The sequence below is a fragment of the Streptomyces griseoviridis genome, assembly GCF_005222485.1.
GTDB lineage: Bacteria > Actinomycetota > Actinomycetes > Streptomycetales > Streptomycetaceae > Streptomyces > Streptomyces hintoniae.
Genome location: NZ_CP029078.1, coordinates 421257 through 434561, shown reverse-complemented (window position 1 = coordinate 434561; position 13305 = coordinate 421257). Strand labels below are relative to the sequence as shown.

Below are 13305 nucleotides of genomic sequence, written 5' to 3'. Positions count from 1 at the left end.
CAATTCGCCGCCGACCGGAGTCCCGTGGTGCCGCCGCGCGCCACGCCTCTGTCGCGCCCCAGGATCCCCCCGACAGGAAGGCCAGGCCGTGCCGGTGCAGAGCACCCCCCACCCCGCCCCCGCAGGTCAGGCCACCCGGGTCAGGGCCGCCTCCTTCGCGCAGCAGCGCCTCTGGTTCCTGGCCCAACTGCCGGGCGCGGGCGCCGCGTACAACGAGACCCTCGCCTTCACCCTCACCGGCCCACTCGATGTGAACGCCCTGGTGAGGGCGTTCGACGTGCTGGCCGACCGGCACGAGACCCTGCGGACCCGGCTGGTCGCCGAGGCCGGCGGAGTCCGTCAGCACATCGACCCGCCGGGCGCCGGGTTCGGCCTCGGCTTCGAGGACCTCGGACCCTCCGGCACCGCCGACGGGGGCGTCGCCGAGCGTCAACGGGACGAGGCCGAGCGGCCGTTCGACCTCGCGAAGGGACCTCTCGCCCGGGGCCGGCTGCTCGCCCTGGGCGATGGGCGCCACGTACTTCTCCTGACGCTGCATCACATCATTTTCGACGGCGCCTCGATGTTCGTGATGATGCGCGAAGTGGAGCTGCTGTACGCGGAGTTCACGGGCGGCGAGAAGGCGGATCTGCCGGAACTCGCGGTGCAGTACGCGGATCTCGCCGAGGCGCAGCGCGACGCGGTTCTCGGCGGTGACCTGGCCGTCCACGAGGAGCACTGGAAACGCGTCCTGGACGGAGCCCCCGTCGCGCTCGAACTGCCCCTGAGCGGACCGCGTCCGGCCGAACAGCGCTACGACGGCGGCCGGGTCGAGTTCGAGCTGGACACCGCGACGACCGCCGCGCTGGCCGAGCTGGCCGAGGCGCACGGCACCACCCTGTTCGTCACCGTCCTGACCGGCTGGTCGGTGCTGATGGCCCGGCTCTCGGGCCAGGACGACATCGTTGTCGGCTGCCCGGTCCGCGCCCGCCGCGCACCGGGGGCCGACGACCTGATCGGGTTCCTCGTCAACACCCTCCCGATGCGCGTCGACCTCTCCGGCGCCGTCACCGTCGCCGAAGCGCTGGCCCGCACCGAGAAGGCCGTGCGGGCGGCCCAGGCCCACCAGGAACTGCCCTTCGAGCGGATCGTCGAAGTGGTGAACCCGCCGCGCAGCGCCTCCCACTCCCCGCTGTTCCAGACCATGCTGGCCTGGGTCCCCGACCGGTACGGCCTGATGCGGCTGGACGGCGTGCAAATCGAGCCGCTCGCCATCGAGGACGCCCCCGCCAAGTTCGACCTCGCCCTGGCGGCGGCCGTCTCCGAGGGCCGCCTGAGCTGCCAACTCGACTACGCGACCGCGCTGTTCGACGCCCCCGCCGTCGAGCGCTGGGCCGTGCACCTGCGCCACCTGTTCACCGACATGACCCGGCACCCGGGCCGCGACATCCGCACCCTGGAGCTGATGGCGCCGGACGCGCGGCTGCGGCTCATCGAGGCGGGCGACGCCGCCGAGGCGGCACCCGCGCCCGCCGACCCGACCGCGACCGCCCTGCGCGCCGCCCCCTCCCTCACCGCCCTCTTCGAGGCGCGGGCCCGTGAACACCCCACCCGCACCGCCGTCGTGGACCGCGACCGCTCCCTCGACTACGGCACGCTCGACCGCGCCGCCAACCGGCTCGCGCACGCCCTGACCGCCCGCGAGGTCCGTCCGGGCGACGTCGTGGGCCTGCACGCGCGCCGCACCCGCGATCTGACCGTCGCCATCCTCGGCATCCTCAAGGCGGGCGCCGCCTACCTCCCGCTCGACCCCGGCCAGCCCGCCGAGCGGCTCACCGCGATGGTCGAGGACGCCCGCTGCCCCGTCGTCCTCAGCGACCACCCCGCCGACGCCCGCCCCGCGCACTGGCTCGACCTCGCCGCCGTCACGGCCGAGGGGACCGCGGACGACCGGCCGCCCGCCGGCGTGCCGCACGCGCCCGACCGGCTCGCGTACGTGATCTTCACCTCCGGCTCCACGGGACGGCCCAAGGGCGTCGCCGTCGAGCACCGCAGCGTCCTCAACCTCTTCGCCACCTGGCACGACCGGATGGGCACCGAACCGGGCGAGATCGGCTCGGCCTGGTCCAGCATCGGCTTCGACGCCTCCGTGCACGAACTGCTGCTGCCGCTCACCACCGGCGGCACCGTGCACATCGTCCCGGAGGAACTGCGCGGCGACCCCGGCGCTTTGCTCGCCTGGATGCGCGAACACGCCGTCACCCAGGCGTTCCTGCCGCCCGCGTACGTCCGGTGGATCGACGAGGACCCCGCGACCAGGCTCCGGGACCTGCCGCTGCGCAAGCTGCTGACCGGCGTCGAATCCCTCACCGAGGCGGCCCTGCACCGGATGACGCGGCTGCTGCCGGGACTGCGCGTCACCTTCGGCTACGGCCCCACCGAGGCGACCCTCTACAGCACCGCCCACTACGACTTCCGCCCCCTCGAACGCCCCTGCCCGATCGGCCGCCCGCTGCCCGGCACCCGCCTCTACCTCCTCGACGCCCGGATGCAGCCGGTGCCGCCAGGCGTCGTGGGGGAGGTGTACCTGAGCGGCGCGTCCCTGGCCCGCGGCTACCTGAACCGGCCCGACCTCACCGAGGAGCGCTTCCTGCCCGACCCGTTCGTGCCCGGCGCCCGCGTCTACCGCACCGGCGACCTCGCCCGCTGGGACGAGGACGGCCACGCCCACTACGCGGGCCGCGCCGACGACCAGGTCAAACTGCGCGGCTTCCGGATCGAGCCCGCCGAGGTCGAGGCCGCGCTGACCGCCCTCGACGGGGTCCGCGAGGCCGTCGTCCTCGTCGACCGCGACACCGCGGGCCAGCCCCGCCTCGTGGCCGGCGTCGGCCGCGGCGACACGCCCGCCCTCGCCGACCCGCGGGCCGCGCTCGCCCGCTCCCTGCCCGACTACATGATCCCGGCCGTCGTCGTCGACCTGGAGACCCTCCCGCTCAACCGCAGCGGCAAGGTCGACCGCGCCGCCCTGCTGAGCCTGGCGCACGAGCGGACCTCCGACCAGGTCAACACGGCGAGCCCGCGCGACCACATAGAACACGCCCTGTACCGGATATGGCAGGGCATCCTGCTCCACCCGGACATCGGGGTGAGCGACAACTTCTTCGACCTCGGCGGCACATCGCTCTCCGCCATCAAGATGGCGCACGACGTCGGCGAGACCTTCGGCCGCCGGCTGCCGGTCGCCGAGGTCATGGTGCGGCCGACCATCGAGGCGCTCGGCGCGCTGCTGCGCGAGGACGGTGCCGACCGCGCCCCCGGCAGCCTCATCGAGTTCCGCCCCGGCACAGGACCCCGGGTGGTCTGCGTCCACCCCGCGGGCGGCACCGCCTTCTGCTACCTCCCGCTCGCCGCCCACCTGCCCGAAGACACCGGCCTGTACGGCATCCAGTCACCCGGCGTGAACCCGGGCGAGGAGGTCCTGCCCACCGTGGAGGCCATGGCCGAGACCTACCTCGGCCTCCTCGAACCCCTCGGCGAGGGACCGCTCGTGCTGACCGGCCTCTCCTACGGCGGCCTCGTCGCCCACGCGATGGGACGGCTGCTGCACCGCGCCGGACGCACGGACGTCAGCGTCGTCCTGCTCGACACCCAGGCCACCGACGACCCCGCCGCCAGGGAGGCGATCGCGCCGGTCGACGAAGCCGAGTTCCGCGACAAACTCGTGAGGTTCAACGGGATGTACCCCGGCATCGACGACGCCCAGGTCGACCGCTACTTCCGCCTCTACAACCACAACCGGCTCACCGCCCGCGCACACGTCCCGGCCGCCTCACCCGCCCGGACGATCCTCGCCCAGGCCGTGCCCGACGCCGTCGACACCCCCGAGCACGCCGAGGTCCGGGCCTTCTGGCGGCGGCGCGCGCACGGCGACTTCCTCGTCGAGACGATGGAGTGCGACCACTGGGAGATCCTGGAGGGCGACGAGACCGCCCGGGTCGGCGCGCTGCTCGCCGCCGAACTCGCCCACCACGCACCACCGCGGGCCGGACGGACGCCCGCCGCGGCGTCGGCGGGGGAGGCGTGATGCACACCCCGCCCGCCCCCGCCGCCGCGCTCTCCCCCCTCGCCGCCGCCGTCCTCGACCAGGCCCGCCGCACCCCGGCCGCCGTCGCCGTCGAGGACGGCGACCAGACCCTCGACTACGCCGGACTCGACCGGCTCAGCGCCCGGGTCGCCGCCCGGCTGCGGGCCCGCGGAGTCCTCGCGGGCCAGGCCGTCGCCGTCTGCCTGCCCCGCTCCTGGCGTCTGGTCTGCGTGATGCTCGGCATCCGCCGGGCCGGCGCCACCGTCGTCCCGCTCGACCGGCTCAGCCCGCCCGAGCGGCAACGGCACATCCTCGACGACTCGGGCGCCGTCACCGTCGTCCACGACGGAACCACCGGGCACACCGGCGGAGTCCACGCCGACCTGCTCCTCGGACCGGAGGAACCCGAGACCGCCGACCCCGGCGGGCGGACCGGCGCGCGGGACCTGCCCGCCGACCCCCGGACGGCGTTCGTCTTCTACACCTCGGGCTCCACCGGCCGCCCCAAGGGCGTCGAGGTCACCGACGAGGGCGTGCTGCGGCTCGCCGGGCCCGGCTACCTCGACCTGCGGCCCGGCGCCCGCTTCGGCTGTCTCTCCAACCCGGCCTTCGACGCCCTCAGCTTCGAGGTGTGGACCCCGCTGCTCACCGGCGGCGCCTGCGTCGTGCTCGACGACACCCAGGCGCACAGCCCCGACCGGCTCGCGGCCGTCCTGCGCGAGCGCCGGGTCGACATCCTCTTCATCACCGTCGCCCTCTTCAACACCGTCTTCGAACAGGTGCCCGACTGCTTCGCCGGCGTCGGCCAGGTCCTGGTCGGCGGCGAACAGGTCAACTCCCGCCTGATCCGGCGCTGGTACCGGACCAACGCCGGATCGGGCACCGTCCTGCACAACGTCTACGGGCCCACCGAGGCGACGACGTTCGCGCTCTGCCACCCCATCCCGCCCGACTTCGACGGCGAGTCCATCCCCGTCGGCACCCCCCTCGCCGGCACCCGCGTCCTGGTCCGCACCGCCGAGGGCCACCCCGCGCGACCCGACGAGATGGGCGAACTCCTGCTCAGCGGACCGGCGTTGGCACGCGGCTACCGCAACCTCCCCGAACAGACCCGACGCGCCTTCGTCCACCTCCCGGACACCGACGGCACCGAGCGCCGCTGGTACCGCACCGGCGACCTGGTGCGCCAGGACACCCGAGGGCGGATCAGCTACGTCGGCCGCGCCGACCGGCAGGTCAAGGTGCGCGGCTTCCGCATCGAACCCGGCGAGGTGGAACGGCAGATCCTCACCCTGCCCGCCGTCCGCCAGGCGTACGTGTGCACCCGGCGCGACCCGGACGGCCGCAACGAACTGCTGGCCTTCCTCGTCGCCGACGACGACCTCGCCCTCGACGCCTGGGAACGCCACCTCACCGCCGCGCTGCCCGCCTACATGCGCCCCCACCACACCCACCGCGTCACCGCCCTCCCGCTCACCCCCAACGGCAAGGTCGACCGGGCCGCCCTGCTGCGCGACGCGGGCGCCCCCTGGCGCGCCACCCGCGACACCGCCGTCCCGGTCACCGACGCACAGCGGCCGGTGCTGGAGATCGCCGAGGAGATCCTCGCCGTCGGCGCCCTGCGCCCCGACGACCGCTGGATACCCAGCGGCGGCGACTCCCTCAAGGCGCTGCGCTTCCGCTTCGCGATCCTGCGCCGCTTCGCCGTCGACCTGCCTCAGGACCTCGTGCTGCGGGCCGACTTCGCCGCCCTCGCCGACGCCGTCCACGCCCCCGGCGCCGACGCGGGCCACCACCCGCCGGTGCCACCGGCGCCCGCCGAACCCGTCGCACCGGCCACCAGCGAGCAGGAACGCCTCTGGTTGCAGCAGCTGCGCGACCCCGAGGACCGCTCCTACGACGTCCCCCTCGTCCTCAGGGTCACCGGCGCCCTCGACCCGGCGGCCCTGCGCCGCGCGCTGCGCGCCCTGGTCGCCGCCCACCCCGCCCTGCGCACCCGCCTGGTCCCCACCCCGGACGGCCTGCTCCAGCGCACCGAGGAACCCTACGACCCCTGGCAGCCGTGCGAGAGCCGGCCGGGGGAGCGGTGGCAGCAGACCGCCGACCGCTTCTTCGCCCACCGCTTCGACCTCGCCGAGCCCCGGATGCTGCGGGCCGGCTGGGCCGAGCGCGCCGACGGCGGCCTGCTGCTCCTGCACCTGCACCACGCGGCCGTCGACGGCTGGTCCCTCAACCTCCTCTTCCGCGACCTCGGCGCCGCCTACGCCGACCAGGACCACCACCGGGCGCCGGGCACCACGCCCCTCGACTTCGCCCGCTGGCAGCGGGAGTGGCACGACACTCCCGCCTACCGCGAGCACCGCACCCGCCTGCTCGCCCACTACGACGACGCTCCGCAGCCGTCGCCCGCGCTGCCCGCCCCCGAGACGCGGGGCAGGCCAGGCGCGCGGCTGCTGCGCACCTCGCTCGACCTGGTCCGCCGCACCGCCCTCGACCGCCGCGCCGCCGACCTCGGCCTCACCCGGTTCCAGCTCCTGGTCTCCGCGTTCACCGCGAGCCTGTACGGCGTGACCGGCCAGACCAGGCCCCTGATCGCCGCCCCGGTGGCGAACCGGCCGCGCCCCGAGTTCGCCGACGCCGTGGGCATGTTCGCCAACACCGTCCTGCTCGACCTCGTCGCCCGGCCCGACGACTCCCTCGCCGCCCACCTCACCGCCCACGCCGACACCGTACGCACCGTCCTGCACGGACAGGAGGTCGCCCTCGCGGACGTCCTCGCACAGCCGGCGCTGCGCGAGCGCACCCCGCTCTTCGACTACCTCTTCGTGCTGGAGAACACCGAGATCTCCGCACTGGAGTTCGACGGCTGTGAGATACGGCAGCGCTGGCCCGAGCCGCTCGGCGCCAAGTGCGCCCTCACCCTCTCGGTGGTCGAGCACGACGCCGGGTTCGACTGCCTCTGGGAGTACCGGGACGACCTCGGCACCGAGCGCGCCGAAGCCGCCGCCCGCCTCTTCCGCGACGCCCTCGACCACCTCACCGCCGACACCGGCGCCACCCTGCGCGACCTCGTCGCCCCCTACCGCGAGGCCCTGCCCGAGCCCGGCCGCGCCGCCGCGACCGAACCGGACTTCACCACCGTCGCCGACGGCTTCGCCCGCCAGGCCGCCCGCACCCCCGACGCCCCCGCCGTCACCCTCGGAGCCACCACCCTCACCTACGCCGAACTCGACGCGCAGGCCCACGCGTTGGCGGCCACCCTGAGCGCACTCGCCCCCGCGGACCCGGCGGCGCCCGCCGCCGTCGCCCTCTACCTCCAGCCCTCCGTGGAACACATCGTGGCCGTCCTCGCGGCGGCCCGCCTCAACCTGACCGTCGTCCCCCTCGACCCCGCCTACCCGCCGGCCCTGCTCCGCCACGTCCTCGACCAGGCACAGCCGCTCTGCGTGCTGGCCGCCCCCGCGGACCTCGACGTCCTCGACACCCTCGCCCCGCCCACGCTGCCCCGCCACCCCCTGACCCTCGCCGACGCCCCGCCACCCGCCCAGGCCGCCCCCGCCCATGGGGGACTGCGCCCGCTGTACACGCTGTTCACCTCCGGCTCCACCGGCACCCCCAAGGGCGTCCAGGTCCCCGACCGCACCCTGTGCAACCTGCTGACCTGGCAGCGCACCGACGGCGGCCTCGAACGGCCCGCCGTCACCCAGCAGTTCTCCATGCTCTCCTTCGACGTCTCCTTCCAGGAGATCCTCACCACCCTCTGCTCGGGCGGCGAACTGCGCCTGGTCAGACCGGCCTGGCGGCAGGACGTGCCCACCCTGCTGCGGGAACTGGAGAGCGGCGGAGCGGAACGGATCTTCCTGCCCTACGTGGCCCTGCAACTGCTCGCCGAACACGGCACGCGCGCGGGCCTCTACCCCTCAAGGCTCCGCGAAGTCGTCACCGCCGGGGAGCAGTTGGTCTGCACCGACGCCATCCGCCGCTGGTTCGCCGAACTGCCGCGCAAGGCAAGCCTGTTCAACCACTACGGTCCGACCGAGACCCATGTCGTCAGCGCGCTGCGCCTCCAAGGCGACCCCGCCGACTGGCCCACGCGCCCGGCGATCGGCCACCCGGTGGCGGGCGCCGTCCTGCGGGTCGTCGACGAGGCGGGGCTCCCCGTGCCGCCCGGCGTCACCGGCGACCTCCTCATCGGCGGCCCGATGGCGGGCCGCTGCTACCTCGGCGACCCCGCCGACCACCACGCCCGGTTCGTCGAGGACCCCGCCCTCGGCACCCTCTACCGCACCGGCGACCTGGCCCGCTTCGACCGGCAGGGCCTGCTGCACTACGCGGGCCGCGACGACGGCCAGGTCAAACTGGGCGGCCACCGGCTGGAACTGGGCCAGATCGAGGCCGCGCTGCTCCAGTACCCCGGGATCGCCGGCGCCGTCGCCGCCGTCACCGACGGGCTGCTCGTCGCCGTCCTGGCGTGCCAGGGTCCCGACCCGGAACCCGCCGGCCTCGCCGCCCACCTCGTCGGCCTGCTCCCGGCCTATGTGCGGATCGCCCGGTACCGTCTGGTGGCCGACCTGCCGCGCACCCCGAGCGGCAAACTGGACCGGCGCGCGGCCCTCACCGCCCCCGGCCGCGAGCTGCTGACGGCCGCCGCGACGGGCGGCGCGCTCTCCCCGCTCGAACGACGGCTGACCGACCTCTTCGAGTCCGTGACCGGCCGGACCGTCGCCGTCGACCAGAGGTTCTTCGACGCCGGTGCCACCAGCCTCGACCTGATGCGCTTCCAACTGCGCTGCGCGGGCGAGGGCGATCTCCCGTTCTCCGTACCGGACTTGTTCGAGCACGTCACGCTCCGCGCGCTGGCCGGGCTCGTCACAGGGCAGGCCGCCCCCGAGGCCCCCGCCGAACCGGCCGCACCGGCACCGCCGACCCGCCCACGGCTCACCGACGAGCCCGTCGCCGTCATCGGCATGGCCGTACGGCTGCCGGGCGCCCCCGACCTCGCCGCCTTCTGGGACCTCGTCACCACCGGCCGCCGGGGCATGGAGCACTTCGACGCGGCCGACGGACTCGTCGGCGTCCGCAGCCAGTTGGCCGACCCCCTCGCCTTCGACCCGGCCCGCTTCACCATCAGCCCGAACGAGGCGCGGCTGATGGACCCGCAACAGCGCCAGCTCCTCATGAACTGCGTCGAGGCCCTCAGCCACGCGGGACTCGGCGCCCCCACCGGACAACGGATCGGCCTGATCGCCTCCTGCGGCGAGAACACCTACTTCCAGCGCCTGCTGCGCGACGCGGACCCGGACGCGCTGCCCGACACCTTCCGGCTCGCCCTGCACCACGAGAAGGACTTCCTCGCCACCAAGGCCGCCTACCATCTCGGGCTCACCGGACCGGCGTTCACCGTCCAGTCCGCCTGCTCCAGCTCCCTCCTCGGCGTCCACCTCGCGGTCGGCGCGCTGCGCCAGGGCGACGCCGACGTGATGCTCGTCGGCGGCGTCCTCGTCGACCCCGAGCTGACCGACGGCTACCCCTACCGGCCGCAGCACATCTTCTCGCCCGACGGCCACTGCCGGCCCTTCAGCGCGGACGCCGAGGGCACCGTCGGAGCCAGCGGCACCGGCGTGGTCGTCCTCAAACCGCTCGCCGCCGCCCGCCGCGACGGCGACACCGTGTACGCCGTCGTCACCGGCTCGGCCGTCAACAACGACGGCGCGGACAAGATGAGTTACAGCGCCCCCGCGCTCGCCGGACAGCGTGCCGCGCTGCGCGCCGCCCTCGACCGCAGCGGACGCACCGGCGCCGACCTCGGCTACGTCGAGGCGCACGGCACCGGCACCCGGCTCGGCGACCCCGTCGAGGCCGCCGCGCTGCGCCAGGCGTACGGACTCGCCGACGACGCCCGGGTCGCGCTGTCGTCGGTCAAGAGCCAGATCGGGCACCTGGGCGCGGCGGCCGGTGTCGTCGGCCTGGTGCGCGCGGTGCTCGCCGTGCACCACGGGACCGTCCCGCCCACCGCCGACTTCGACCGGCTCAACCCGGAGATCGAGGACGGCCCGTTCCGCGTCCCGGTCACCGCCGAACCCTGGCCAGCCGGCCGCCCCCGGGTGGCCGCCGTGAGCAGCTTCGGCATCGGCGGCACCAACGCCCATCTGCTCCTCGAACACCCGGAACCCGAGCCCGCCGACCCCGATGCCGCCGCCCCCGCCCCGGCCGAACCGGTGCCGTGCCTGCTGCTGTCGGCCGGCTCGGAGACGGCGCTGCGCGCGGACGCCCACCGGATCGCCGACTACCTCCAGGCCCACCCCGACACCTATCCGCGGGTGCTGCGCCACCTCAGCCACGGACGGCCCGCGCTCGCCCACCGTGCCGCGGCCGTCTGCCCCGACGCCGACTCCGCCGTCGCCTGGCTGCGCTCCCCGATCCCGGTCACCGCCCCGACGCCGGCCACCGCGCCGCCCGCCGGGCAGCTCGACCCGCACGCCCTCGCCGCGGCCTGGACCGCGGGACACACCCCCGACCGCCCGGCAGCCCCGGCCCCCGCGCCCTGGGACTTCCCGCCGCCCGCCTTCGACACGGCCGTCCACGACTTCCCGCGCGCACCCCGGCCGACGGCCACCGCGCCGCACGCTCCCGACGACCTGACCCCCTCCGGCGCTCCCGGGACGACGGCCACCGCGCGGCATCAGCCCGCCGAGCCGACGGCGCACACCCCCGACGACCCGCCGTCCGTCCGGCTGCCCGCCGGACGCTGGCTGCACCAGCCGCTGTGGACCCGGCTGCGCCGCGCCAGGACCGGGGCACGCAACGCGCCGCGCACCGCCGTCGTCACCACCCCGACCGGCACCGACGGCGAGACCTGGCGGTTCCTGGAACGCCACTACGGCCGGGTCGTGACCGTGCGCGCCGGCACCGCCTTCACCCGCCTCGACGACGACCGCTACGAGGCCGACCCCGGCGACCCCGAACACCTCGCCGCCCTCCTCGACCGCGTCACCGCGCCCGGCACCGCCGTGGACTGGCTGCACACCCTGCCGCTCGCCCTCGACGGCGCCCTGACCGTGGCCGCCCTGGAGACCGCCCAGCGAGCCTGCCTCGACACCGTCGCCGCCCTCGCCCGCGCCGTCGCCGACCTCCCGGAGAGCCGCAGGCCCCGCCTCTGGCTCCTCTCCCACCAGGCGCAGCCGGTCACCGGAACCGTCCGCACCCCCGAGGCGGGGCTGCTCGCCGCCGCCCTCGACGTCCCCCGGCAGGAACTGGGCGTCAGCCCGCGCTGGGCCGACCTGCCGGGCCCGCGCCCCGCCGACTGGGCCGCCCACCTGGCCGACCTGCTCCTCGACGACACCCTCACCGCCCAGGAGACGGCCCTGCGCGACGGCTACTGGTGGCGCCGCACGCTCCAGCCCGTCCCGGTCCCCGACGCGCTCGCGCCGACGATCCGCACGGCGGCCCCCGGCACCCACCTGGTGCTCGGCGGCACCGGCGGGATCGGCGCCACCCTCGCCGCCCGGCTGCTCGAACACCCCGGCAACCGGGTGGTGCTGCTCGCGCGTGGCGCCGCCGTCCCGGACGCGCTGCGGGCCGTCGCCGACCGCGTCACCCTGGTCAGCGCCGACCTCGCCACGGAGGACCCCGGGACGATCGCCGACCGGCTCGCCCCGCACCTCGACGACCTCGCCGGCATCGTGCACGCCGCGGGCACCGCCGCGGGCGGGCTCCTCGCCCGGCGCGAGCCGTCCGCCGCCCGCCGCACCACCGCGGCCAAACTCCGCGGCGCCCTGCTCGTCGAACGGCTCATCGCCGAACACGACCCGGACTACGCGCTGTCCTGCTCCTCGACGGCCGCCCGGTTCGGCGGCGTCGGCCAGTTCGACTACGCGGCTGCCAACGCCTGCCTGGACGCCTACGCCCACTACACGCCCCCGGGCGGCGACGACGCCACCGTGCGGATGAGCGTCGGATGGGACGTCTGGCGGGAGGTCGGCATGGCCGAGCACGCGCTGCGCACCGACGCCCGCCACCAGCTCCACCTCGCGGTGGGGCTCACCCCCGAGGAGGGCGCGGCCGTCTTCGAACGCGCCCTGCACCTGCAACTGCCGTACCTGATGGCCAACACCACGGACCCGGCCGACGCGCGCGCCTTCTACGAACCGGCGCCCGCCGCCCGCCAGGCCGCCCCCGCGCCCCGGGTCACCGACCCCACCGCCGACCTCACCGAGGTGCTGCTCGGCCTCCTCGGCGTCACCGCCGTCGACCCGCACGCCCCGCTCTACGACCTCGGCGCCGACTCGCTGACCCTGCTGGAACTCCTCGACGAGGTGAAGCGCCGCTTCGACACCGACATCGACCTCGCCCGGCTCAGCCACCGGGTCAGCCTCGCCGAGATCCTCGGCCACCTCGGCGCCGCCGAACGCGGCCGGGAGCCGGTCGACGTCGAGGTGTGGCAGCACGGCCGCGGCCCCGACGTGCTCTGCCTGCTCCATCCGGTCGGCGGCGACATCCTGGCCTACCGCCCGCTGGTCGGCGCCCTGCCCGACGACCTGACGGTCTGCCTGATCGCCGACCCGGCGCTGCGCGACCCCGACCTGCCCGCCCGGACCCTCACCGCCCGCGCGGAACACTATCTGGCCGCCGTCCGCGCGCGGTTCCCCGAGCCGGGCCGCCGACTGCGGCTCGCCGGCTGGTCGTTCGGGGCCTGGACGGCGCTGTCGATGGCCGCGCACGCCGAGGCACAGGGCGCGGCGGTGGCCGCCGTGCACCTCATCGACCCGCCCCCGCCGCACGCGGGGCGCCGCCTCGCCGGCTACGACGAGGACCAGGTGGACGCCGTCTTCGCCCGCGAGCTGACCGGCAACGGCGGCGGGCTCCCGGAGTCGGGACGCGCCTACGCCGAACGCCTCGCGCGCTGCTGCCGCGCCAACCTCGCCGCCATGGCCGAGCACCGGCTGCCCCGCCTCGACGCCACCCCGGCCACGGTGTTCCTCGCCGACCGCCCGGTCGACGAGGGGCTCCTCGCCCCCGACCCGACCGCGCCGGGCGACTGGGACGCGCACCTGCCGCACCTCACCGGCGTGCACCGGATCGACGCCGACCACTACGGGATCGTCGCCGCGCCGCGGGTCGCGGAGATCGCCGCCGCGCTCGCCGCGGCACCCCCCGCCCGCCTGCCGCACCCCGCCGGACGCCCCTGACCCGCGGCCACCCGCACGTCCTGCTCCCCGCCCCCACCCATCCAGCGCACGGAG

Annotated in this window: 2 protein-coding genes; both read left to right on the top strand. The window is 75.7% G+C overall.

The features are described 5' to 3' along the window. Nucleotides 1-94 precede the first annotated feature (94 nt). Nucleotides 95-4063, top strand: a complete 3969-nt coding sequence (locus tag DDJ31_RS01735) for a non-ribosomal peptide synthetase (RefSeq protein ID WP_164785155.1) — start codon at nucleotides 95-97, stop codon at nucleotides 4061-4063. Next, nucleotides 4063-13251, top strand: coding sequence for a non-ribosomal peptide synthetase (locus DDJ31_RS01730; RefSeq protein ID WP_127182084.1), 9189 nt, complete (start codon nucleotides 4063-4065; stop codon nucleotides 13249-13251). Before DDJ31_RS01735 ends, DDJ31_RS01730 begins: the two co-directional genes overlap by 1 nt. Nucleotides 13252-13305 lie beyond the last annotated feature (54 nt).

Excerpts from the sequence above, each read along its gene's own strand:
- DDJ31_RS01730 (WP_127182084.1), top strand. The coding sequence starts at position 4,063 with ATGCACACCCCGCCCGCCCCCGCCGCCGCGCTCTCCCCCCTCGCCGCC.